General features: G+C 41.0%; 21 protein-coding genes and 1 tRNA gene. 5 read left to right on the top strand and 17 right to left on the bottom strand.

From position 1 onward, the window contains the following. Nucleotides 1–82: 82 nt before the first annotated feature. The 4 genes from LKD48_RS04870 to upp form a co-directional block, all read right to left on the bottom strand. Complete coding sequence (locus tag LKD48_RS04870) at nt 83–418, bottom strand: anti-sigma factor family protein (protein ID WP_227102071.1); 336 nt, start codon at nt 416–418, stop codon at nt 83–85. Between the two features lie 18 nt (nt 419–436). Further along, nucleotides 437–1,621: an ATP-grasp domain-containing protein gene (locus LKD48_RS04865; RefSeq protein ID WP_227102072.1), complete on the bottom strand. Its 1,185-nt coding sequence runs from the start codon at nt 1,619–1,621 to the stop codon at nt 437–439. A 28-nt stretch (nt 1,622–1,649) separates the two neighbouring features. After that, complete coding sequence (locus tag LKD48_RS04860) at nt 1,650–2,330, bottom strand: SanA/YdcF family protein (RefSeq protein ID WP_227102073.1); 681 nt, start codon at nt 2,328–2,330, stop codon at nt 1,650–1,652. Nucleotides 2,331–2,424: 94 nt separating this feature from the next. Next, complete coding sequence (gene upp / locus LKD48_RS04855; RefSeq protein ID WP_066557877.1) at nt 2,425–3,066, bottom strand: uracil phosphoribosyltransferase; 642 nt, start codon at nt 3,064–3,066, stop codon at nt 2,425–2,427. 130 nt (nt 3,067–3,196) lie between these two features. Here upp and LKD48_RS04850 point away from each other — a divergent pair. From LKD48_RS04850 to LKD48_RS04840, 3 genes are all read left to right on the top strand, one after another. After that, nucleotides 3,197–3,277, top strand: a tRNA-Leu gene (locus LKD48_RS04850). A 117-nt stretch (nt 3,278–3,394) separates the two neighbouring features. After that, on the top strand, nt 3,395–4,489 hold the full coding sequence (locus LKD48_RS04845) for an McrB family protein (RefSeq protein ID WP_262537010.1): 1,095 nt from the start codon (nt 3,395–3,397) through the stop codon (nt 4,487–4,489). 32 nt (nt 4,490–4,521) lie between these two features. Then, entirely contained in the window at nt 4,522–5,889 is a 1,368-nt protein-coding gene (locus LKD48_RS04840) for an McrC family protein (RefSeq protein ID WP_308731380.1), read from the top strand. Between the two features lie 8 nt (nt 5,890–5,897). On the opposite strand, the gene LKD48_RS04835 is transcribed toward LKD48_RS04840, so the two are convergent. The 11 genes from LKD48_RS04835 to LKD48_RS04785 all read right to left on the bottom strand — a co-directional run bounded on the left by LKD48_RS04835 (nt 5,898) and on the right by LKD48_RS04785 (nt 19,009). Beyond that, a complete protein-coding gene (locus LKD48_RS04835; protein WP_227102076.1) occupies nt 5,898–6,626 on the bottom strand; it encodes an SGNH/GDSL hydrolase family protein in 729 nt (242 codons plus the stop codon). A 15-nt stretch (nt 6,627–6,641) separates the two neighbouring features. After that, nucleotides 6,642–7,415 (bottom strand): phosphoribosylformimino-5-aminoimidazole carboxamide ribotide isomerase, encoded by a 774-nt coding sequence (gene hisA / locus LKD48_RS04830; protein WP_227102077.1) that lies wholly within the window; start codon nt 7,413–7,415, stop codon nt 6,642–6,644. Nucleotides 7,416–7,469: 54 nt separating this feature from the next. Next, nucleotides 7,470–7,931 carry an NUDIX hydrolase gene (locus LKD48_RS04825; protein WP_066557863.1) on the bottom strand — a complete coding sequence of 154 codons (462 nt, stop codon included), beginning with the start codon at nt 7,929–7,931 and terminating at the stop codon, nt 7,470–7,472. Nucleotides 7,932–8,035: 104 nt separating this feature from the next. Beyond that, a complete protein-coding gene (locus LKD48_RS04820; protein WP_308731379.1) occupies nt 8,036–9,679 on the bottom strand; it encodes a penicillin-binding transpeptidase domain-containing protein in 1,644 nt (547 codons plus the stop codon). Beyond that, the gene (locus LKD48_RS04815) at nt 9,648–10,988 is read right to left on the bottom strand and encodes an FtsW/RodA/SpoVE family cell cycle protein (protein WP_227102079.1); all 1,341 of its coding nucleotides are present in this window, start codon (nt 10,986–10,988) and stop codon (nt 9,648–9,650) included. Before LKD48_RS04815 ends, LKD48_RS04820 begins: the two co-directional genes overlap by 32 nt. Before the next feature lie 41 nt (nt 10,989–11,029). Further along, entirely contained in the window at nt 11,030–13,249 is a 2,220-nt protein-coding gene (locus tag LKD48_RS04810) for a U32 family peptidase (RefSeq protein WP_308731378.1), read from the bottom strand. A 95-nt stretch (nt 13,250–13,344) separates the two neighbouring features. Continuing rightward, nucleotides 13,345–13,830: a cell division protein ZapA gene (locus tag LKD48_RS04805; protein ID WP_308731377.1), complete on the bottom strand. Its 486-nt coding sequence runs from the start codon at nt 13,828–13,830 to the stop codon at nt 13,345–13,347. A 22-nt stretch (nt 13,831–13,852) separates the two neighbouring features. Further along, complete coding sequence (ruvB, locus tag LKD48_RS04800; protein ID WP_066557852.1) at nt 13,853–14,854, bottom strand: Holliday junction branch migration DNA helicase RuvB; 1,002 nt, start codon at nt 14,852–14,854, stop codon at nt 13,853–13,855. Nucleotides 14,855–14,937: 83 nt separating this feature from the next. Further along, nucleotides 14,938–15,546, bottom strand: a complete 609-nt coding sequence (ruvA, locus tag LKD48_RS04795) for a Holliday junction branch migration protein RuvA (RefSeq protein WP_262536989.1) — start codon at nt 15,544–15,546, stop codon at nt 14,938–14,940. 171 nt (nt 15,547–15,717) lie between these two features. Next, nucleotides 15,718–17,880, bottom strand: a complete 2,163-nt coding sequence (gene nrdD / locus LKD48_RS04790) for an anaerobic ribonucleoside-triphosphate reductase (protein WP_227102083.1) — start codon at nt 17,878–17,880, stop codon at nt 15,718–15,720. 223 nt (nt 17,881–18,103) lie between these two features. After that, entirely contained in the window at nt 18,104–19,009 is a 906-nt protein-coding gene (locus tag LKD48_RS04785; RefSeq protein ID WP_227102084.1) for an AraC family transcriptional regulator, read from the bottom strand. A 219-nt stretch (nt 19,010–19,228) separates the two neighbouring features. Between LKD48_RS04785 and galE the strand changes: the two genes are divergently transcribed. Further along, on the top strand, nt 19,229–20,245 hold the full coding sequence (galE, locus tag LKD48_RS04780) for a UDP-glucose 4-epimerase GalE (protein ID WP_066557842.1): 1,017 nt from the start codon (nt 19,229–19,231) through the stop codon (nt 20,243–20,245). Between the two features lie 92 nt (nt 20,246–20,337). Here galE and LKD48_RS04775 read toward each other — a convergent pair whose 3' ends face one another. Together LKD48_RS04775 and LKD48_RS04770 are read right to left on the bottom strand one after the other, a co-directional pair. After that, entirely contained in the window at nt 20,338–21,372 is a 1,035-nt protein-coding gene (locus tag LKD48_RS04775; RefSeq protein WP_227102085.1) for a threonine aldolase family protein, read from the bottom strand. 84 nt (nt 21,373–21,456) lie between these two features. Beyond that, nucleotides 21,457–22,992, bottom strand: a complete 1,536-nt coding sequence (locus tag LKD48_RS04770; RefSeq protein ID WP_308731376.1) for an alpha-amylase family glycosyl hydrolase — start codon at nt 22,990–22,992, stop codon at nt 21,457–21,459. 172 nt (nt 22,993–23,164) lie between these two features. Here LKD48_RS04770 and add point away from each other — a divergent pair, with 172 nt between their 5' ends. Further along, nucleotides 23,165–24,181: an adenosine deaminase gene (gene add, locus LKD48_RS04765; RefSeq protein WP_308731375.1), complete on the top strand. Its 1,017-nt coding sequence runs from the start codon at nt 23,165–23,167 to the stop codon at nt 24,179–24,181. Nucleotides 24,182–24,197 lie beyond the last annotated feature (16 nt).

The raw sequence follows: 24,197 nt of genomic DNA, 5'->3' as shown, positions 1-24,197 counted from the left end.
GTTTTTGCGGGTCCCAAGCTCAAAAACCTAATCGTGCAAGCACGAACGGCTTTTGGAGCTTTTGACCCTGGTATCATTTTATTTAAAACCAACGCATGATCTGCAGCATAGATACAGCTGCCGCTGCAACTGTTGCCGCTGTCAATGCAATATGATGAAGCCACTGAATAAACAGACCTGCACGAACCTGTCTGGCCACTTGGCTCATATCATGCTCAAACTGCTGCTTTAAGTTATATGTCTTAAAGCGATCCTGATCCATTCCGTCAATTGCAGTACGAACCGTATAATAAATTTCCAGATCCTCTCTGCAGCCGGAACATTCTTTTATATGCTTCAAAAAATGATCGGTCTCCTCCAATGAAAGAGCACCCTCCAAAAAAGGAACCATCATACGGTTCGCAGTTTTACAGTCCAAACAATCCCCTCTTTTCTGTCAGGCAATGACGTATTGCAAAAACGCCTCCATCTGGTCCTTTTCACTAAACTTAGCAATATACATCTGATCTCCCATGCCCTGTGCTAAAACAGCCGGCATACGGTCACTCATCGTGATATTTGCACGGTAACGGGACAAAATCTCATTGTGAGCATTCTTATGCGGATTACAATCGCGTCTTCCCACATATATGCAATAGAACTTATCTGCATACTCAGACAAAGTACAGCGATCAAACGCGATCATATCTGCCCAGATCTTATACACATTTGTACTGTTTGCATAATTAAGCATATCTGGTGTGAAACCGCCGCTTGGACGCATATTGACTTCAAGCGCAATTATTTCACCCTTGTTTGCAACACCCGGCATGTCCTTATTCAGACGGAAAAACTCAAAATGAATAAAACGGCTCTTTACATCAAATGCTTTTACGCATCGTCTTCCTGCATCGCGCACATCATCTGGCAGCTGCTTTTCTATGTAAAAATAAGCATCTGCCTTATTATTTACAATATCCATAATAGACACAGGAGTCACATTTCCAGATTCAAAAAGAACATCTCCCTTGCTGTTGATGATCGCATCATAGGAACAGATCGTACCATCTACATACGGTTCTGCTAAATATCCTTCTCTGTCTGTTTCTGCAAAAAATTGATCAAGCTCCTGATCATTTGAGATGCGATAAGTATTTTGTGCACCAACACCATTATCTGGCTTTACTACAATTGGATAGCCATACTTTGCTGCAAAAGAAAAGCAGCCCTCGCGAGAGCCAATTTTGTAGCACTCCACTGCCGGAACACCTGCCTTTTTGTAATATTCCTTCATGTGCTTCTTGGACTTAAAAGTCTCAATCTCATTTAGCTGAAAACCACTGGTGATATGAAAATCTGTGCGCAGTCTGGCATCCTGTGTCAGCCAATACTCATTATTGCTCTCAAGCCAATCAATACGGCCATATTTAAAAGTGAAATAAGCGACTGCGCGCATCATCTGATCATAGTTTTCCATGGACTCTACCTTATAATACTCGGTAAGTACATTTTTTAGGCTATATGGCAAGGAATCATAGGCACTGTCACCGATTCCTAAAACATTTACTCCGTTGTTCTTCAGCTCCGCACAAAAATGGTAATAGTTGGTTGGAAACTGAGGCGATATAAAAATAAAATTCATAAAGATGTCCTCCCAAAGTTGTTGCAGTTCACGCATAGTATACGTCAAACTTTTTCGATTTGCAAGTAATGATTCCTTTTGCCAATTCTGGAAGTTCTGGCTTAGTAATACCATACCAAAAGTCCTTTAGTCTTGCTGCCATCTCGCGAAACTCTCTGTACAATTGCCCGCGGTAAACAATATCGCTGTCTGCTGACACGCCATATGCATTAAGCCCCATACACTGCGCCAAATAAAGTGCGCGGTAAAGATGATAGCTTTGAGTCACAATTACAATTGTTGATCCCTTATTAAAAAATTCCAGACTGTGCACAATGGTATCATATGTATTTAAACCAGTATGATCCATATATACCTCATCTGCTTCAATTCCGCCTGACACTGCAAGTTTTTTCATAACGGATACTTCATCGTAATCTTCATTTAAATTATCTCCACTGACAAGCATTTTTTTAGCAGAAGCTTCCTTATAAAAAGAAATCGCTGTCTGCATTCGATCATTCAACATTGGACTTGCTTCCTTATTTGGTCTTACTGCACAGCCCAAAACAACAACACCATCTGCTTTAAAATTTGCCCACTGATCTTTTTTTAAAATACGCCCTTTTGTCCCCCATACCATATAGACATTGATTGCTGCTGCCCCTATTGCTAAAACAATTATAACAATAACTATCAGGCAAAACAGCTGTCTGATTTTTGCGCGCATAAAATTTTCTCCTTTAATATTGACCAGTATCTTCATCCCAGTTTAAAAAGAGCCGGATTGCTCCGGCTCAAAGCTCAATTCTAATTAGAACGTTTTATTTTGTTCCGAAGATACGGTCGCCTGCATCGCCAAGACCTGGGCAAATGTATGCATTCTCATTCAGCTCGCGATCTACATGTCCAACATACAGCTGAATGTCTGGATGTGCCTTCATTAGTCTTTCGATACCTTCTGGTGCTGCGATTACGCACATAAACTTAATCTTCTTTCCACCATGCTGCTTAATAAAATTAACTGCCTCAACTGCTGATCCGCCAGTTGCAAGCATCGGATCTACAACAACTATAGTTCTCTGCTCGATTGGTGACGGCAACTTACAGTAATACTCATGCGGCTCGTGTGTAACCTCATCACGATACAGACCAATATGACCAATCTTTGCACTAGGAGTAAGTGCGGTAATACCGCTTACCATTCCCAAACCAGCTCTTAAAACAGGAACAATTGCTAACTTCTTTCCTGCAATCATAGGTGTCATACATGTTTCGATAGGTGTCTCAATCTCTACATCCTCAAGCGGCAGATCACTCAATGCCTCATATCCCATCAGCATTGCAATCTCCTCAATAAGCTTACGGAACTCATTTGTTCCTGTATTTTTATTTCTCAGCATAGAAATTTTATGCTGAACCAGCGGGTGGCTATTTACGTATACATTACTATACTCTTTATACATTTTTTCTTCCTTTCTGAGTTTTATCTCACGTTTCTTTGGCTATCATATCATTCTTTTATATTTTCTTCAACTATTTTCAAAAAAATGCTTGCTTTTTTTTGAAAAGCATGGTATTATTTACATGTTGTCAGCCGGTGTGGCGGAATGGCAGACGCACGTGACTCAAAATCACGCGGAGCGATCCGTGCCGGTTCGAGTCCGGCCACCGGCATCAAAAAGGTGTTCATGAGTAGTTTTACTTGTGAACACTTTTTTTTATTACATTTAACATAACGATTAGTATCACTTAAGCAATAACTTTCTTAATTTTGTGGAGGTATACGTAAATATGATATTAAAACCCAAAATACTAAAAAATGTAAAAGATGTTGAATATATGGATGACTTCGATGACTGGTATATCTTTAAAGAAAATTCGTCAGACTACGCAGAGCTTCCGAAAAATATGATTTTCTACGGTCCACCTGGAACTGGCAAAACATATCACACTCTCCTCTATGCTGTTGCAGTCATTGAGGAAAAGTCATTATCAGATATTGTGAATGAACCTTTAGAGGATATAATAAAACGCTATCATCACTATAAGGCAGATGGGCTAATTGAATTTACCACATTCCATCAATCATACAGCTACGAAGAATTTATCGAAGGCATTCGTCCCGTAATGACTAGTGACAGCGATAATGTGATTTCTGATGTTAAATATAAAGTCTCCTCTGGCCTTTTCAAGAATTTCTGTGACCGCGCAAAGCAATCGATTCAAACTAATCACGTTTTTATTATTGATGAGATAAACCGCGGCAATATTGCAAAGATTTTTGGTGAGCTTATCACGCTGATTGAGCCTTCAAAACGAATTGGGCAGCTGGAAGGAACTTATACTCGACTTCCATATTCAAAAGAGTCTTTCGGTGTTCCTGACAACATTTACATAATTGGAACAATGAATACAGCAGACCGTTCCATATCTACAATCGACACTGCTCTTCGCCGTCGTTTTCAATTTAAAGAAATGCAGCCTGATCCATCAGTTCTAAGTGAAATTTATGTTGAAGAGCTTTCAATTCAACAACTTCTCTCACACATGAATCAAAAAATCAGCGTGCTTTACGACCGTGAGCACACAATTGGTCATGCCTATTTCATGCCGTTAAAGAACAATCCAACAGTTGAAACGCTTGCTTCTATTTTTAAAAGTGCAATTCTCCCTCTACTGCAGGAGTACTTTTATGAGGACTATGAAAAAATTCGCCTTGTACTTGGAGACAATAAAAAGGTAAATGAGAGCGAACAGTTTATTATTAAAAATGTGGTTGACTATGATGCACTTTTTGGCAGCACAGATTTTGATCTTGGCGATTCCTTTCAATATAAAATAAATGCAGCGGCTTTTTCAATAATCAAAGCATACCATTCTATTTAAAATCTATTTTTTTAAAGTTGAAAGGATCATATATGTCAAAAACAATTTATCAGATAAGCGAATATGGATCTTTTATCACAGGCAGACAAATAGAGGGATACACTACTCTGCCGCCTACCATATTTGAGCAGCTGGAAAACTTTATTCTCTCCAGTAAAAATGTAAGCTCCACTCATACGTTTCATAAGTTTTTCGGCACAAGCAGTGACACAAATGCCTTAGAGCTAATGGGGATTTCATTCAGAAAAGAAATCGGCAAAATTATAACTGCCAAAAACTATATCGGTGTTATTACATTCGATGATGGCACTGCCATTGAAATCTTACCAAAGATTGTCTCTAACACGCAAAAAAGCAATCAAAAAATCAAAAAACTTGTGACAGACATGATCAAATCACTCACGAATATCTCATATAAAAGCTTGCAAGTTACAGATGTCGATATTGAAAAAATGCCGATTTTGGATATCTTCATACGAATGTTTATCGTTGAAGCATTTTGTTTGGCAAAACATGGACTGCGCAGCAACTATGAAACCATAGCTGAAAACAGATCTTATTTTAAGGGAAAAATTTTGTTTCCTGAGCAGCAAAAATACAATATTTCCCACAAAGAACGTGTTTTCACAGAATCTGATGAATTTACACCTAACTGCCCTGAAAACAGACTGATCAAATCGACATTAATGCTTTTATATAAACAAACACGCTCTTTGAGAAACAAGAACGATATAAAAACATTGCTTGCTGCTTTTAGTAATGTCCCGTTTTCTACAGACTATGCCAGTGATTTTTCAAAAATAGGACTTGATTACAATTCAAAAAACAATGTGAACTTTAAAAATAAAAGTCATAGCAGGGACTATTCCACACTCCTTCTATGGTGCCAACTTTTCTTGAGTGGAAAAAGTTTTTCTTCGTTTTCTGGCTCTGGTGCTGCATTTTCTCTTATGTTTCCTATGGAAACACTATTTGAGCGCTATGTTGCCGTGCAGTTAAAAAAATTTCTACCGGCAGAGGATTTTTCAATCTCCATACAAGATGCCACACATTATCTGTTCACACAGCCTAATAAGAAATTTATATTACGGCCAGATATTGTAATCACCAGAAAACATGACAACGCCATTTTTATTTGTGATACGAAATGGAAACTTCTCTCCAGCCAAAAAGTAAATTGGGGGATCTCTCAAGCGGATATGTACCAGATGTATGCATACCAGAAAAAATACAATGCCAAAAACATTACAATGCTCTATCCAATGACTGAAAAAGTCAGTCAAAAGATAGAGCATGAAAAAGAAATCAAGTTTACTTCAGATGATGGTGTGATCGTTAGGGTACGATTCATAGATTTGTTTGACATCAAAAAAAGTTTAATAGGATTGATGGACCTGTGACAAAAGCATTATAATGTACGCAGGAAATCTTCGATGAACCAACTCTCATACAGATGAGCTTTGATATTTGGATGAGAGTTTCTTCCTCCCACCTTAAATGCTTCCATGCGAAGCTCTTTTGCACGATCACAATGAGCAGGGTTTGTAGAGCGATGCATCATTGGTGTACGCTCATCTCCGTTTAAGTCGATATATGGAATGCCCCATTTCTTTGCCACCTCAATGGTTGCCAGACGATAATCATCAGTCTCACATCCATTTGACACTAAAATGCCAATATGTGCATACGGATGATGCGCAATCAGATATTCCAAAACAACATTCCAAGCACCATAAAATGTAGTATTATCAGTATCATCAATCGTGCCCAGATGAATTATTCCTGTCTGATCTTCGCCATCGCTTCCTGTTGATGATGGTCTGTGGTGTGAATCATTGATTCCGTAGTACAATGTGATATAATCAACATCCTCATCAATAGTCTTATAAATTCCATTGGAAAATGAATTGGAAAAAGTGCCTGGAACAGGCGGCATCGCCATTGTCTGGCCACCTACTGCTAAATGCTGCACTGTCATCTGATTTCTTTCAGCTATTAAATAACCATATGTCTTATATTTTCCGGCAAACGGACCATCTTCAAATGTCTCGCTATATCCTCCGGAAAAATCTCCATTTGTAAAACTATCACCGCAAACTGCCCATTTTTTTCCATAAAGAATATTTGTGTTATCCATTTTTTCTCCTTTTCGTTAAAAATGCATCGCTGCAAGACGCTCATATGACAATGTTCCGCCAAACAAATCAAGTGCACTTCCAATTGTCATATCAATCTTTCCTTTGCCCAGTTTTTTGAGAAGCTCAATATCGTCCCAACTATGAACTCCTCCGGCATATGTAACAGGAATACCGTCATAATCAGACAGCATCCTAACAAGTCCCGTCTCTATTCCTCCATTTTTGCCTTCTACATCGACAGCATGTACTAAAAATTCATCACAATATGCAGACAGCTCCTCCAATAATGGCAGTGTAACTACTTCCTTTGTAAACTTCTGCCAACGGTCTGTCATGATACAGTAGCCTTCATCTATCTTTCTACAGCTTACATCAAGAACTAGCCTTTGTTTTCCAACTAACTGTGTCAGTTTTTTTAAACGGTCATACTGAATACATCCATCGTTAAACACATATGATGTGACAATTACATGAGATGCACCTGCGCGCAAAAAATCAAGTGCATTATCTGGAGTGATACCGCCGCCAGCCTGCAATCCTCCCTCATATGCATGCAGTGCTTCAAGTGCCTGCTTTTTTGTCTTTTCATAATACGGGGAGGACTGTGGATTCAAAAGAATCACATGTCCTCCCTGCAATCCGTCTTGCTTATAACGCTTTGCAAACCACGATGCATCACGATTTGCCACATAATTCTCTGATGCCTGATCATTCTCATCCTTCAAAGAACTTCCAACAATTTGCTTCACGATACCATTATGGATATCAATACATGGTCGAAATCTCATACTCTCACCTTATCCTGTCTGATCTATTATGTCAATGCAAAACGTCTGCATACCTTATCCGATACGGTTAATTCTGTGGATTCCCCACAAATTATCCCGTTTCAGATTCAGGTATTCATTGTACGCTCTCTCGAGTATCTGCTTTTCATTTGAAAACTTCAGCAGATGATACGCCTCATGATACTTATAATATCCGGAATCTACAAAATACTCTTCCTTCTGCGGCTTACTGTAGTAACTGTCTGCCATCATTAGATACCAGTGCACTTCTTTTTCTACAATATCCTGCGGTACATGGAATGTATACTCACTTACACCGATATATTTCACAATGGATGCCTCGACACCTGTTTCTTCCCGTACCTCGCGCAGCGCTGTCTGCCAATGCTCCTCTCCGGGTTCAACGGTTCCCTTCGGTAATACCCAGCCTTCATACTTGCTCTTGTAATTCTTATATAAGACTAAAATTTTACCGCGAAATATCACCACACCGCCACAGCTCGTTGCTTCTATCATTGCAATTCCTCCTGACTATGGTGTGTTTTGGCCAGGGCAAATCTCTGCCCTGGCATCATATAAAATAAGTATACTTGAAAATGCATACAGTTTCAAGGTTTTTTTTATCTGCTGAAATAATAATCAAAAATTTGTCCCGCAACCGGTGCTGCAACAATTCCGCCGGCACCGCCCTTTTCAATCATGACACATACTGCGATTTCACTTACATCATTTGTTCCATAACCACAGAACCATGCATGATAATTTTTTGTGGAATCATACTGCGCTGATCCTGTTTTTCCAGATACTCTCGCATATTGGCTGCCTCCGGCTGCTGCCGTTCCATTTGTAATAACATATGTTAGAAATTCATCCATCAGTTCTGCTTCTGCCTTTGTGCACACACTGCGCAGCGCCTTTGGTTTTGTCTGTTCTACAACATTTCCATCTGCATCCAGATAGTGATCTACCAGATAAGGTGTCATCATTACACCATCATTTGCGATAGCTGCATATATCATCAGATTTAATAACGGTGTTACAGTTGTTGTTCCCTGTCCAATGGCAAGCTGCATTCTTGACCACACGCTGTCATCTGAGGCAATATCAAAATGGCTCTTTTTGTACGGGAAATCCACCTGACTTCTGTCACTTTGATTGTATCCAAAATCCTCTGCCAGCTTCTGCCATTTTGTTGAATTAAGTGTCTGTGCTATCGTATCAAACGCGCCATTGCACGACATACCTAAAATTCCATAAATATCCAGTTCTCCATGCGCAACACCATCATGACAATTTACAACGTAATCACCGTTTGTATATGTTCCGGTGCAAGTATAGTGAAAATCCTGCCATGTATCTGGATTTTCACGAATATATTCAAGCAATGTAATAAGCTTAAAGGTAGATCCCGGAGGATAAGTTCCCTGCGTTGCATGATTCATCATGTTCTGCGTTGTATTTTCCTCTGATGTCAGCCAGCTCCATTGCTCCTCTACTGTGTTTGGATCAAAATTAGGCGAAGAAACCATAGCCAAAATCTTTCCAGTAGATGGCTCCACCACAGTAATTGAGCCTGTCTTTCCATCAAGTTGTCTATAACAAAAATCCTGCAAACCAGAATCAAGTGTTGTCACAAGCGTATCTCCCTGTGTCTTAACACCAAGAAACTCATTTTTTAACTTTGTCCAAAAATCAACATGACTTGTCAGAAGATTTAACTTCTGAGTATCTTCAAGACCATAGCCACCAAGCACGGAATAACCTACTGTATGCGCATACCAATTTGTGTATGGATATGCGCGCACCTCAGTTCCATCCTCTCTTGTCTGCGTAGTCGCCACTACAACACCATCACTTGTAACAATATCGCCCTTTCGAATCAGCTGTGCCATATTTTGCTGTCTTGTATTATATTTACTTGAAAGAACATCATCCTTTCCTTTCACCTCAAAATAAATAAAATACAAAAGCATTGCACCAAGCAGTGATACTAAAATTGTACCTGCCACTTTAATTTCATGCTGGCGGCTTGTCGGCTTTTTTTCTTTTTTTACCCCTTTTTTAGTGGTGTTTTTTACTTTTTTCTGCACCTTTGGTTCTTGTTTTATTTCTTCTTGGTTTATTTTTTCTTTTTTGATTTCTGGCTTTTGCTCCTGTTTCTCTGCAGCTGTTTCTTCATTCTTTTTTTCTGGTTTTACTTCTTCGTTTTTCTTTACAGCTGCTTCTTTCTCGTTAATAATGGACTCTTTCTTTGATTCTCTCAAGTCTTTCCACCTCATTCTGACGTTTAATATACAGTTCCTGCATGATTCCAAAAATAATAAATGTACTTAACACAGAGCTTCCTCCATAGCTGACTAGTGGAAGTGTTACACCTGTAAGCGGAATAAATTTAATTCCGCCTCCGATTGTCAAAAAGACCTGTGTGCCATATATGGCTGTAAGACCAATTCCAATCAGCTTATAAAATGGAAGATACAGCTCTGCTGCGACTGCAATAAACATTAACAGACATGCAATACAAATTAAAATCAGACAAATGCCAATGATACCGCCAAGCTCCTCGCAGACTGCTGTAAAGATACAGTCCATGATAACCTCTGGTGTTTTAGATGGCTGTCCTTTGTAAAGTCCCTGTCCGAACCATCCGCCTGTTCCAATTCCAAACAAGGAATTTCCAATCTGATTTCCTTTTCCGTAAAAATCAGCAAATGGATGAAGCCATGTCTGAACACGCACACGCACATGGGCAAACAGATAATACGCTGCGATGCAGGCAAAAAAGCCGACAATCAATCCAATAAAAAGATAAGCTTTCTGTTTCGTTGCCACATATAACATCATCAAGTAAGAAACAAAGAAAATGAGTGCAGCACCAAGGTCTCTTGAGGCAACAAGAATTATTCCGTGAACTGCTGCGATTACTGCTGACAAGAGTACACGCTTTATATCTGTGCGCTCACGAAGCAGTACCGCAATCAGCAATACAAAGCTTATCTTTACAAACTCAGACGGCTGAAAGCTGAAAAATCCCAGATTGATGTAAAGATTTGCACCTCTTGTAATTTTACCAAGCACAAGCACTATGCCAAGCATCAAAATACCGATGATGCCCATCACAATTGCCCAGTTACGTGCAGCCTTCAGTTTTGCAAACATTTTGGGAACTATTAGAGTAAGCACAGAGGAACCTACTACTATAATATACTGCTTTATTGACTGTTTTGGATTTAGCCTTGTAAGCAGTATAAAACCAATTGACAAAAACATAAGCATATGGCTTAGCAGCGCTAAATTTGCTTTTTTGTACATATGGCGGTATACAAGTAGATACACCATAAAATAAAGCATAATAGCTGCATAGTAGCCCACTATCAGTATGCTTCTCTCTTTCACTGCGATCACAGCAAAACCTAGTGTCAAAAATGAAAAGGTCAAAAGGTTCATTCCCCAATAACACCCTCTCATATTTTCAACACTCTTATATCGAAGTGACCAAAATGCCAGCACCGTATATAAGATCATCACAATGATCATCGAATATTTACATACACTCGTTAATAATGTTGTCATCTATTCTTCCCTTTCGTTGTCTAGTATACTGCTGACCCCTTTTACTCAGCGCCTCTTTTATAATGACCGCGTGTTGTATTTTCGAGTTTTGCCGACGTCTTTCCTGTCTTAGCAAGCTCTTTGTATACAGCTAATACCTCTGCCATCTGCGTTTGTGTTTCTGTAGTAAAACTTAATCTTACACTGCGAAGCGAAAGTGTACGCACAGACGACCACTGATCGGCCAGAGACAGCGGCAGACTGTTATAAATCACGTTATAACATTCCCTGCAATTATTTTTAACAGGAAAACGGTTTCTCATTCGGTCTACAAGTGTCAGTTCTACTGGCTGTTTTTTACATCCAATCGTATTTTTACAAATACACTGTGCAGACACCATCATTGGAAGCCTGCCATACACAATAAGTTCGCTTGTCAAATCTGCCGATGCTTCCAACTCTTTTCTATTTAGCTCAACAGAAAGCGTCCTGTATTGATTTCCCCATGAAGAAAGCTCCTTCGCAGCCTGTGTATTCCAGCTATACAGACTATGATCAGCTGATACCTTTCCTGGCAGCAGATACTTCTGCGCAAATAGCCACGCCTCCGGCGTAGAAGCCAAAATGCCATCAAAGCCTGCAGCACTAATGATTTCTTTATGCTCTAAATACCATGGCTCATTCTCCTGACGAAAGACCTTTGGCAAATATAAGAAACACATTTTTCCTGCCTGATGTGCTTTTTGCACGAATTTCTCATATTGATCTGGCTCACATATATGACTGTCAATTGTCACCTGACTAATCCAATCCTGCGATAAAAGCACTTCAAATTGCTCTTTTGTCTCAGCCGATGCATGCCAAATCAATGCCAAACCTTGCACATCTGTCACTGTCTTCTGTGCTTTCTCTTTGAAAGTCTCTCCTGATATGACAGATTCTCTGTGCCATACTTTAAGAAGCTCATCTTTGATTGACTGTACTCCTGCTCTTCTAAGCTCATTTAGCACACCAACTGGGCAAAATGATGCTTCATCTGTCTCAATCATAAGAGACTCCCATGAAAAATCAGTATCGCCAAGCTTTTCCATTTGCTTTTGAATAGCTTCCTTTGTGAGCGGACGGCTTTTTGCTTCCTGCACCATGCCTGCACTGACAGTAATCTCTTTTTTTTGCAGCACGCTCACGTTACCATCTTCACACGCTGCAGCCGCAGTCACAGATAGTATAGCAGGTTTTCCCTGATAAATCTTTACCGTTCCTTTTATATTTTCTTTCAATTTTGTTCCAATATAGTCGGTACGGATCTTTTCAAGGAATACATCCTCTCCTGCACGAAAATCAGGTGCCGTATATGTTATCATGGAAGTGCCGTTATGTCTTGTATAATAGCCATCTGTAAATCCTTTTCTGTTAAACAGACCAAGCAAATGCTTCTTGTCTGCCTCAGACACACGATATGGTGCTTTGGGATTTGCCAGATAACGATCAAGATACTTGCGGTAAATGCTGACTACACCTGCTGTGTACTCTGGCTTTTTCATTCTTCCTTCAATTTTAAGGGAATACACTCCTGCCTCTATAAGTTTGGGTAAAATTTCTATTGTACATAGATCCTTTGGACTTAAAATATAGCCCTTTTGCTGCGGCAAAATCACTTTTCCATTTTGTTCAACGCTATACGCCATACGACATGGCTGCGCACAGCGTCCTCTGTTGCCGCTTCGTCCGCCTGCAATACTCGAAAACAGACACTGACCTGAGTAGCAATAGCAAAGTGCTCCATGCACAAAGCTCTCAATTTCCAGATCACAGCTTTTATGAATGCTGCGAATCTCATTAAGTGAAAGCTCACGTGGTGTTACTATACGCGTTGCACCGAGTTCTTTTAATTTTTCTGCTGAAAGTTCTCCGCTCATTATCATCTGTGTGCTGGCATGAATCGCCAGATCCGGAAACCACTCACGCACACTGCGAAAGACACCAAAATCCTGCACAATCACTGCATCAAGTCCCTGGCGATAAAAAGGCAAAAGATACTCATACAGTTCATCCATTTCCTGTTCTTTTAATAACGTGTTGACAGTAAGATATAATTTTTTTCCATGCAAATGCGCATAATCAATCGCATCTAAAAGTGATTCACTCTCTGCATTGTCTGCATAGGCTCTCGCTCCAAAGCGGCTTCCTCCTATATATACAGCATCTGCACCTGCCGCAAAGGCCGCGTACATCGTCTCTACAGACCCGGCTGGTGCAAGCAGCTCTGCTATTTGTTTCATCTTTTATGCCTGCCTTTCCTTGTAAATTATCTTTAATTAATAACTATTAACTTAAAGCACAAAGCCCCGGCACACTGCCCGGGCTTTTCTATAGTTTATTTTTTCTTGTGTACCGCTGCACTGTTTGCGAATGATCCATACGGCGGATATTGTTTTTTCTCTTGTGATGCCTGCGCGTTCTGTGTATTTTTTGCCTCTGTCTCTTTTGCTAACGACTGCAGATATGGACATACTGCCTGCGTCTTGGGCTTCTCCTGCAGCTGCTTTTTTAAGCTTGCTATTGTCATCTGCATATTGACCATCTCGCGCTTCATATTGTAAAATTCTGCTTCCTGCTGCTCGTACTTTCTTGTTGCTTCCTCTGCCTGCTGCTTCATGTGACAGTAATCATCTGCCATATTCATAAGCAAAATGATCTGGCGAAAAGCATTTGCCTGCTTGCTGTACGCTGACTGACGATGCAAAAGCTCCATTTTTTCATTAATATACTCTGCAAGCTCTCTTACGTAGGATGCGTCCTGATCGGTGCTGATCTTATACACCTTATCTTCTATTATAACATCTGTACTATTTCTTTCCATGTTCTTAAAACCCTCAAAAATCTCATACTTTAGGCACCGGTCTGTGAAGGTGCTCATAAGCTAAACGTGTGATTGCTCTTCCTCTTGGTGTACGCTCGATCAGTCCGTTTTGAATCAAATATGGCTCATAAACGTCCTCAATCGTGCCTGAATCTTCGCCTAATGCAGCTGCGATTGTATCTAATCCCACCGGACCGCCGCCAAACTTATCTGCAATTGTCTCTAAAATTGCGCGGTCTCCCTTGTCAAGTCCAAGGCGATCTACCTCAAGAAGATCAAGTGCATACTCTGCAACTTCTTTTGTGATAACACTGTCATAACGTACCTGCGCAAAATCACGCACACGCTTTAACAGACGGTTTGCAAGACGCGGTGTTCCTCTTGAGCGGCGAGCAAGCTCTAACGCACCTTCTTTCTCAAGCGTAACATCCAGTACATTAGCAGAACGCTCAAGCACTTGCACAAGCTCATTTGTCGTATAAAAATCAAGCTTATGCACAACACCAAATCTGTCACGAAGAGGTGCTGTTAAAAGACCAACTCTTGTTGTTGCACCCACTAATGTAAATTTAGGCAGGTCTAAACGGATAGAACGCGCTGTCGCGCCCTTTCCGATCATTATATCAATCTCAAAATCCTCCATTGCCGGATATAAAACTTCCTCGACCTGACGGCTCAGGCGATGAATTTCATCAACAAAAAGCACATCATTTTCAGATAAACTGTTTAAAATAGCTGCCATATCGCCTGGCTTTTCAATGGCTGGACCTGACGTAATTTTAATATTGCTGCCCATCTCATTTGCAATAATTCCGGCAAGTGTCGTCTTTCCCAGTCCCGGAGGACCATATAAAAGCACATGATCTAGTGCTTCTTTTCGCTTCTTTGCTGCCTCTATATATACCTTTAATATCTCCTTGGCTTTTTCCTGTCCAATATACTCTGACAGATACTGCGGCCTGAGATGGTTTTCCAGCATGTTTTCATTTTCTTCGAGCTGGGTCGTGATAATTCTTCTTTCCATGTTGTTCCTCTGTTCTTTTCTTCGCAGTTATTCGGCCAGATATACAGCAGACACTGCAGACACAATTTCTGACACCGCGGTTTTTACAATGTTTTCTTTAACGCAGCCTTAATTATTGCTTCTGTACTTAGTGTCTCAATATCCTTAACTCCAGAGACTGCTTTGACTGCCTCAGATGCACTAAAGCCAAGTGCTGTCAATGCCTCAATTGCCTCAGCACGATTTGCATTAGTTTTCGAATCCACAGCATCAGCTGAAACCATAGCAGACTGCTCTCCAAGAGTATCTGCAAGCGAAATTTTATCCTTTAACTCAAGAATCATTTTCTGAGCTGTCTTAATTCCAATGCCAGGTGCCTTTGCAATCGTCTTTGCATCCTGTGCATAAATTGCAAAACGAAGTGTGTCCATTGACAATGCTGACAAAATGCCAAGTGCTCCCTTCGGGCCAATACCGCTGACACCAATCAGCAGCTCAAACATTTCCTGTTCCTCTTTACTTATAAAACCATATAGCTGCATAGCATCTTCCTTCACATGAAGATATGTATACAGTTTAAATTCGCTATTCTTTGCCGGAAGACGATTCAAAACAGTCTCCGGTACCCGGATACAAAAACCAATTCCGCCACACTCAATTACCACGGCATCTGTGCTGTGTCCGGCATATATTCCTGAAATATAGGAAATCATTTCATTCTCCTTTAATACACCTTAAAACAAAAAGGCATGTTCGCTTTAGTATAACATGGAAAAAGGCACTTGGCAAGATGAAAGAAAAGACGTGTATGAGATAAAAATCCCAACACGTCTCTCTTACACTATATTAATTTACAGATTCGCATATGTTTACAGATGTTCAGCTTACAGATGCAATACACGTTCCTTAATCTCTTGTGTTCTTCCTTGATTCCAGAACTGAGTTCCGATGTAGCCGCATGTACGTCTTGCGACATTCATCTTATCCTGATTGCGGTTTCCACAATTTGGACACTCCCATACAAGCTTTCCGTCATCATCTGATACAATTTGTATCTCTCCATTGTAGCCGCATACCTGACAATAATCACTCTTTGTATTTAACTCGGCATACATGATATTTTCATAAATATATTTCATAACAGAAAGAACAGCATCGATATTGTTTTGCATGTTTGGAACCTCAACATAGCTGATTGCACCACCTGGAGACAACTTCTGAAACTGTGACTCGAACTTCAGCTTATCAAATGCATTGATCTTTTCTGTTACATGAACATGATAGCTGTTTGTGATGTAATTCTTATCTGTGATTCCAGGAATCAGTCCAAAACGCTTCTGCAGACACTTTGCAAACTTATATGTAGTGGACTCAAGCGGTGTTCCATACAAGCTAAAATCAATGTTATGCTCTGCCTTCCACTTTGCACATGCATCATTCATATGCTTCATAATCTCAAGTGCAAATGGAGTTGCCTGAGGATCAGTATGGCTTGTTCCTGTCATGTACTTAACACACTCACATAAACCTGCATAGCCTAAGGAAATTGTTGAATAGCCATTATATAACAGCTTATCAATCGTCTCGCCCTTCTTTAAACGAGCTAGTGCACCATACTGCCACAAAATCGGTGCAACATCAGACGGTGTTCCCTTTAAACGATTATGTCTGCACATTAATGCACGGTGACACAGTTCAAGACGCTCATCAAAGATCTTCCAGAAACGATCCTTATCCTTTCCTGATGAACATGCAACATCAACAAGATTGATTGTGACAACACCCTGATTGAAACGGCCATAAAACTTTGGCTTATTATTTTCATCATGATATACAGTCAAGAAGGAACGACATCCCATACATGGATAGCAGTTTCCATCTTTGAGTTCCTTCATAACCTTCTCGGAAATATAATCTGGAACAAGTCTCTTCGCTGAACACTCTGCAGCAAGCTTTGTCAGATAATAATACTTGCTGTCCTCGTGAATATTATCCTCTTCGAGTACGTAAATCAGCTTAGGGAATGCCGGTGTAATCCATACACCCTTCTCATTCTTGACACCTCTGATACGCTGATGAAGCATCTCCTCGATAATCGCTACAAGATCCTCTCTTGTCTGACCTTCCGGTACCTCATCAATATACATAAATACTGTAATAAACGGTGCCTGTCCATTTGTTGTCATAAGCGTGATAACCTGATACTGAATTACCTGAACACCACGGTTAATCTCTTCCTTTACACGCTTTTCTGCGATAAGATTGATCTGCTCCTCTGTTACCGGGATTCCTGCTTCTTCCATCTCCTTGCGAACCATACGACGGAATTTCTCACGGCTGATCTGTACAAAAGGTGCAAGATGTGCCAGTGAAATACTCTGTCCGCCATACTGTGAGCTGGCTACCTGTGCGATGGCCTGTGTTGCAATGTTACATGCAGTGGAAAAGCTCTTTGGCTTTTCAAGCATAGTCTCACTGATTACAGTGCCATTTTGCAGCATGTCCTCAAGATTAATCAGACAACAGTTGTGCATGTGCTGTGCATAATAATCTGTATCATGGAAATGAATGATTCCAGCATCATGTGCCTCCACAATATCCTCTGGCAGCAAAAATCTTCTTGTAAAATCCTTATTTACCTCACCTGCAATGTAGTCCCTTTGTACACTGTTTACAGTCGGATTCTTATTTGAGTTTTCCTGCTTTACCTCTTCGTTGTTGCACTCAAGAATACTCTTGATACGTTCATCAGTTGTATTGTGTGTTCTGGCTAACTCGCGCTCATAACGATACCTTACATAATTTCGCGCTACAGAGAAGGCCTGCTCACGCATAATGGCATTCTCCACAAGATCCTGTATTTCTTCCACGTTTAAGGAACGATTCACTGCAAGGCACTGCTTCTCTACTTTTTCCACAATATGAGCGATCTGATGATAGCTCAGTCTTTCAGCCTCAACCACGCTGTCATTGGCCTTTTTCACGGCCTGTGCAATCTTATTTGCATCAAAGATTGCCTCTGCTCCGCTTCTTTTAATAATCTTCATTATGCAGCCCCCTTAATCAAGTTGTTCCTCACCATTATACAACATCTTGTGTTTTTGTCAATGTATTTATACTGTATTTGGTGTCTATCGAATTCACAATTGTAGTGGGTGCTTTTGCAACTTTGAAAAAATTTTTCCAGTTTTTTCACGCAATACAAACCTGTGTTCCCTATATCGCCAAAATATTATGATGTCTTTAGGGAACTTTTGTCATATCGTCTGACTATACTTTCTGTGTCTTTGAAATGAAAGACTTTCGATAATCGCTCGGTGAGCATCTCATCACCTGATGAAATACCTTTCCAAAATAGGCAGGATTGGAAAATCCAACCATCTGGGCAATCGATGTGATACTGTCTTCTCCCTTGATCAAAAGGGGCAGACTTTTCTCAATGCGGTATTCCAGCAAATATTCAAATATCGTCTGATTCATATGACGCTTGAAAAAACGGCAGCATTCACTCGCGCAGATATTAACATTTTCTGCGATAGCTCCAAGAGTCACATGCTCATGATAATGCTCCTGCAAATAAGTAATCGTCTTTCTAAGACGCTCAATATCTTTGTACTGAGCCGATGGATCTGGCGAAATTTCACTCCATACGTTTGTATACAATGTATTCCATATTTGCAAAAGTGTCTGACAAATTGCAAGCTCAAATCCTGGCAAATGACCCTCATAATCTGTCACAATAGTTTGAATCGACAAAAGTACCTGTTTTTGCCACTCAGTATCTGGCACAAGATGTAGTCCTCCAAGCAAATCATTTCTTGTTACAGGCTCTACATATTTTTTGTCAACTGCACTTCCCTCAAAGCCATAAATCATTCGCGGATGAAATGTAACGGAAAGATAGCGGCAGTCTCCCTGATTCAGCATATGACCAGTGTGAAGTGCATTTGCATTGCAAAAAAGTCCTTCTCCTGCCTTAAGGCAATATACAGTGTCATTTACCTGATATTCGATTTGTCCCTCCTCAATATAAGTTAACTCCACCTCCGGATGCCAGTGCCAGGCAAATGCGCCTCTCTCGTAATCAGACAGCACTTCATGGCTAACAAACACTGGAAATTCATAGCTTCCGTGAAATTTCAGTTCTTTTTTCTCATTATTAATTTTTAATTGCATAGAAACCTCAAAATACTTATAATTTTTTCGAAAATAGTTGTTGCCATACCATTCCTCTCTCATTATAATTGTAAGTAGAGGAAAGTCAAGACGATTTCCAAATGCACGTTAAGGCAATCGGCTAGCGCTGCGGCCAAAATTGTCTATACGCCTACTAAATATTTTATTACACACGATACTACTATTTATTATTTATCGCAGCGCAGAAATGGGGTTATCATGAAGATTTTAGTTACCGGTGGCGCCGGCTATATCGGCAGCCATACCTGCGTCGAACTGTTGAACGAGGGATATGAGGTTGTCATCATGGACAACCTGTACAACGCCAACATAAAGGCCGTTGAACGCATCGAGCAGATCACCGGAAAGAAGGTTACTTTCTACCAGACTGACATGTTAGACCGTGAGGGTGTAAAGGCAATCTTCGATAATGAAAAAATTGATGCAGTCATCCACTTTGCAGGTCTCAAGGCTGTCGGCGAATCTGTTGTAAAGCCAATCGAGTACTACACTAACAACATGTCCGGCACACTGATTCTGTGTGATGAGATGCGCAATCACGGCGTTAAGAACATTATCTTTAGCTCTTCTGCTACTGTATATGGTTCTCCAGCTGAGATCCCGATTACTGAAAACTGCCCGAAGGGTACTGCAACTAACCCATATGGCTGGACCAAGTGGATGCTTGAGCAGGTATTAACTGATATTCACACTGCTGACCCAGAGTGGAATGTAATCCTGCTTCGCTACTTCAATCCAATCGGTGCTCATAAGAGCGGCCTGATCGGTGAGGATCCAAAGGGTATTCCGAACAACCTGCTTCCATATGTTGCTCAGGTTGCAATTGGAAAGCTTCAGTGCATCAACGTATTCGGAGATGACTACGATACACCAGACGGAACCGGTGTTCGTGACTACATTCATGTAGTAGACCTTGCAAGAGGCCATGTAAAGGCAATCCAGAAGTTAGCCGACAAAGACGGTGTTAACATCTACAACCTTGGTACTGGAAAGGGCTACAGCGTTCTTGATGTCATCCATGCATTCGAGAAGGCATGCGGCAAAAAGCTTCCGTATGTGATCAAACCTCGCCGTGCTGGTGATATTGCAACATGCTACTCTAAGTGCGATAAGGCTGCCGCTGAGCTTGGCTGGACTGCACAGTATGACATTGATGAGATGTGCGCAGATTCCTGGAACTGGCAGACAAAGAATCCAAACGGATATAATGACTAATTTTACCAAAAGAAGGACCAATGGCTTTTTGCCAAAGGTCCTTTTTTGTAACTATTTAAAGTCATATAGAATTGCTTGCTGTTAGTTATCTCTTACAGTGCAGCAATTGCATCTGTCAGTGCCTTGATCTGCGCATCATTTGTTGCCCAGCTTGTGCAAAAACGAACAATCGATTTGCCATCTTTTGCTTCTCCCCAATATTCAAAGGCAAAATCTTTCGCCAGTGCTTCTTTTTGTGCATCTGTTAAAATCGGAAACTGCTGATTTGTCATAGAGCTTCCATACATGGAAATTCCTTTTGCCAAAAACGCCTCACGCAGAGTCATTGCCTTTTTTACAGCCTCGCCGCAAATCGCTTCATACAAACCGTCTGTAAACAGCGTATCAAACTGAATGCCTAACAGACGACCCTTTGCAAACATGCCGCCGCGCTGCTTAATCATATAGCGAAAATCCTTTTTAAGTGATTCCTTTAAAATGACAACAGCCTCACCGAAAAGCGCACCGCACTTTGTTCCGCCGATATAAAATACATCACAAAGATTAGCAAGCTCTGGCAGTGTAACATCACATGCCGGACTCTGTAAGCCATAGCCAAGGCGTGCACCGTCAATAAAAAGCGGCATATCATGTGCTTTGCAGACTGCATATATATCAGTCAGTTCCTGCTTGCTGTAAAGTGTTCCGCTTTCAGTCGGAAATGAAATATATACCATACCTGGCTGTACGATATGCTCACGGCTGCCGTCTTCATAGTGCTTCTTCACAGTCTCCTCAATCTGAACTGCTGTAATCTTTCCATCCTCTGATGAAAGTGCCAATACCTTGTGACCAGTTGCCTCGACTGCTCCAGTTTCATGGCACGCAATATGACCTGTATCGGCACAGATTGCGCCCTGCCACGGCTTTAACGCTGCCGCGATGACAGTCATATTAGTCTGCGTTCCGCCAACAAGAAAATGCACATCGGCATCCGGTCTTCCAACCGCCTTTTTAATCTTTTCTCTTGCACTCGCACAGTACGGATCCATACTGTATCCTACCGTCTGCTCCAGATTTGTCTCATTAAGTCTTTTTAAAATGGCTGGATGACAGCCCTCCTCGTAATCACACTGAAAATATATCATGAATTTTCCTCAAATCTTGTATTTTTTTCTATCAAATAAGGTAAAACACCACATTTGTAAAACTATATTTGTGAATGTTTTATTTTATCGCAGTAAGTTTGCTGACTTTGATGGGATCACAATCTTACCATCCTCTACGACCACTGCGCCGCCAATCTCATAGAGAGTTTCTTTCCAATCACCCGGCACATTCAAAACAGCCTCACGATCGGCAGGATTTACGACAACCAAAATTTTCTCATCTGCACTGCTTCTAATATAGGCAAGCGGTGATCCATCTGCTCCATCTGATACAAACTCAATATCGCCATCGCTTAACAAAGCACTATGTTCTCTTCGAAGCGCAATCAGCTTTTTCACCTCGTAATACAATGAATTTGGATCTTTCATCTGATCCTCTACTGTCGGACTGTTCGGCTTATCATCGGTCGGAATATACAATTTTTCTGGTGATGCATTGCTGAATCCTAAATTCACCCCGTGATTCCACTGCATTGGAGAACGAGAACCGGTACGGCTGTAGCCGCCCTCAACTGATACCAGATTTTCGACATAACGAAGACCAATCTCATCTCCATAATAGATAAATGGCGCACCTGGCATTGTCAGAAGGAATGCAAATGCAACCTTTAACTCATCGCCATGCAAGGTTCTCGCCAGACGATCCATATCATGGTTTCCAGATGGAATACAGATTAATCCCTTCTCTCCTGCCTTTTTGCGGCTCTCCTTATAATTTTTTACAAAGGCTGCCGCACTACCCTTTCCTCTAGCGGAAAAATATGGCTCCTCACAGCGAAACAGGTCGTTGTAGTGAGATGGTCCAAAATGCAGCAAAAAGTCCATATCAAAGCCTGCCTGAAGTGACTTATCTGGCTCACCCCACTCTGATACCATCGCTGCCTCTGGAAATTCTTTATCAAGAAATGGGCGAATGGTCTGCCACAGGCGGATGGTTCCAAGTCCATCCGGGTCATTTTTTACAAGTGAGCCTGCCATATCGACACGAAAGCCATCACAGCCCATCTGAAGCCAAAAGCGCATAACCTTTTCCATCTCAACAATTGTTGCCTTCGGTCCCTCTGCATCCATCGGCTGCTGCCACGAGCGCTCACAGATATAGTGACCATAATTTAATGCCGGCTGGTGGGAAAAGAAATTTACCACGCAACAACCGTCTCTGTCCGAAATACCCTTGATCGAGGCAATTCCCTCTGGCTGCTCCCAGATATTGTCTGTCCAGATATAGCGATCGGTATATGGATTTTTCTGTGCCTTAAGTGATTCCTTAAACCACGGATGTTCTACTGACGTGTGTCCAGGAACCAGATCCAGAAGAATATGCATTCCTCTCTTGTGAACTTCATCAAACAGTCTCTTCAAATCACCATTGGTTCCATAACGCGGTGCTGCTGTGTAATAATCGGACACATCATAACCAGCATCGCCAAATGGAGATTCAAAGCATGGATTCATCCAAATCGCATTGCAACCCAACTCCTTAATATAGTCTAGACGATCAATGATTCCCTGAAAATCACCGATTCCATCTGCGTTGGTATCCTGAAAAGACTGCGGATAAATCTCATAGAAAACTGCATCTTTCAACCACTCTGCCATACTTCCTCCTTCTTGACTGTTATACAGTCAATTTTGTATTTTAAGTCAATTTCAGTTTTTATTCTACTTCGCTGTACGCGATCTGTCAATTTTCTATTTCAATTCTTAACTTCTTGATTTTTTTTGTGATAAGGCATACACTTATTCTACTGATACGAAAGGTAGGTTTGTTATGTCCACAAAAAAGATTACACTTCCAACACATTTTATTGACTTACATTTACATCTTGACGGTGCAATTACACTAGATATTGCAAAAGCACTTGCAAAACTTCAAAATCAAACGCTTCCCTCATCCTCCGATGCCGAGCTTTCTAAGCTTCTTAGCATCCCTCCTGACTGCGAGGACTTAAACGAATATTTGCGCCGCTTTGATCTTCCAATCTCACTATTACAGACAAAGGAAAGCATCAGCGAGGCTTTTTATCTAGTTCAAGAAAAGCTGATCGCACAAAATGTCATCTATGCAGAGCTTCGATTTGCCCCTCAATCCTTTATGCAAAGAGGCTTAAGCCAGCGCAAGGTCATTGAAGCTGCCCTTGATGGACTTTCTCGGTCTCATCTTTCTAGCAGCATCATTCTCTGCTGCATGCGTGGACTGGAACGTGAAAAAGCCAATCTGGAAACAGTTCAGCTTGCAAAAGAATATCTGACAACTCACGATGGTATTACTGCACTTGACCTTGCCGGTGCAGAAGGCTTGTTTGCGACAAGCGATTATAGAGAACTGTTTTCCCTTGCATCAAAGCTAGACGTGCCATTTACACTGCATGCCGGAGAAGCTGCCGGTGCCGACAGTGTGCGCTGTGCAATTGAGATGGGTGCCCGTCGCATTGGCCATGGTGTGCGCGCCTTTGAGGATGATGCACTTTTGTCACTTTTAAAGGGAAATCAGATTCCTCTTGAACTTTGCCCCACCAGCAACCGCCAAACGAAGGTTGTTTCTGATATGAAGACCTATCCGCTCTCAGATTTTGTAAAGCGGGAACTGGCAGTCACCTTAAATACCGATAATCCAGCGATCTCAAGCACAACGATTGCAAATGAGTTTGCCTACGCCCAGTCTCTTGGCATCACACTTGCACAGGAAGAAAAGATGCTTTTAACCGCTGTAGATGCCGCCTTTACAGACAAGGCTACAAAAGATAAATTAAAACAGTTGCTTTGCAAATCCAATTCAATTGAATAAATTTGATAAAGAAAAA

This window comes from Anthropogastromicrobium aceti (genome assembly GCF_020687335.1).
GTDB lineage: Bacteria > Bacillota > Clostridia > Lachnospirales > Lachnospiraceae > Anthropogastromicrobium > Anthropogastromicrobium aceti.
Note: the sequence above shows the minus strand (reverse complement) of the source record. Positions and strands in the feature narration are given on the sequence as shown.

Excerpts from the sequence above, each read along its gene's own strand:
- ruvA (WP_262536989.1), bottom strand. The coding sequence starts at position 15,546 with ATGATTTCCTATATTTCAGGAATATATGCCGGACACAGCACAGATGCC.
- LKD48_RS04810 (WP_308731378.1), bottom strand. The coding sequence starts at position 13,249 with ATGAAACAAATAGCAGAGCTGCTTGCACCAGCCGGGTCTGTAGAGACG.
- add (WP_308731375.1), top strand. The coding sequence starts at position 23,165 with ATGTCCACAAAAAAGATTACACTTCCAACACATTTTATTGACTTACAT.
- LKD48_RS04775 (WP_227102085.1), bottom strand. The coding sequence starts at position 21,372 with ATGATATATTTTCAGTGTGATTACGAGGAGGGCTGTCATCCAGCCATT.
- LKD48_RS04770 (WP_308731376.1), bottom strand. The coding sequence starts at position 22,992 with ATGGCAGAGTGGTTGAAAGATGCAGTTTTCTATGAGATTTATCCGCAG.
- upp (WP_066557877.1), bottom strand. The coding sequence starts at position 3,066 with ATGTATAAAGAGTATAGTAATGTATACGTAAATAGCCACCCGCTGGTT.
- galE (WP_066557842.1), top strand. The coding sequence starts at position 19,229 with ATGAAGATTTTAGTTACCGGTGGCGCCGGCTATATCGGCAGCCATACC.
- ruvB (WP_066557852.1), bottom strand. The coding sequence starts at position 14,854 with ATGGAAAGAAGAATTATCACGACCCAGCTCGAAGAAAATGAAAACATG.
- LKD48_RS04845 (WP_262537010.1), top strand. The coding sequence starts at position 3,395 with ATGATATTAAAACCCAAAATACTAAAAAATGTAAAAGATGTTGAATAT.
- LKD48_RS04785 (WP_227102084.1), bottom strand. The coding sequence starts at position 19,009 with ATGCAATTAAAAATTAATAATGAGAAAAAAGAACTGAAATTTCACGGA.
- LKD48_RS04860 (WP_227102073.1), bottom strand. The coding sequence starts at position 2,330 with ATGCGCGCAAAAATCAGACAGCTGTTTTGCCTGATAGTTATTGTTATA.
- LKD48_RS04805 (WP_308731377.1), bottom strand. The coding sequence starts at position 13,830 with ATGGAAAGAAATAGTACAGATGTTATAATAGAAGATAAGGTGTATAAG.
- hisA (WP_227102077.1), bottom strand. The coding sequence starts at position 7,415 with ATGAGATTTCGACCATGTATTGATATCCATAATGGTATCGTGAAGCAA.
- LKD48_RS04835 (WP_227102076.1), bottom strand. The coding sequence starts at position 6,626 with ATGGATAACACAAATATTCTTTATGGAAAAAAATGGGCAGTTTGCGGT.
- LKD48_RS04865 (WP_227102072.1), bottom strand. The coding sequence starts at position 1,621 with ATGAATTTTATTTTTATATCGCCTCAGTTTCCAACCAACTATTACCAT.
- LKD48_RS04815 (WP_227102079.1), bottom strand. The coding sequence starts at position 10,988 with ATGACAACATTATTAACGAGTGTATGTAAATATTCGATGATCATTGTG.
- LKD48_RS04825 (WP_066557863.1), bottom strand. The coding sequence starts at position 7,931 with ATGATAGAAGCAACGAGCTGTGGCGGTGTGGTGATATTTCGCGGTAAA.
- nrdD (WP_227102083.1), bottom strand. The coding sequence starts at position 17,880 with ATGAAGATTATTAAAAGAAGCGGAGCAGAGGCAATCTTTGATGCAAAT.
- LKD48_RS04840 (WP_308731380.1), top strand. The coding sequence starts at position 4,522 with ATGTCAAAAACAATTTATCAGATAAGCGAATATGGATCTTTTATCACA.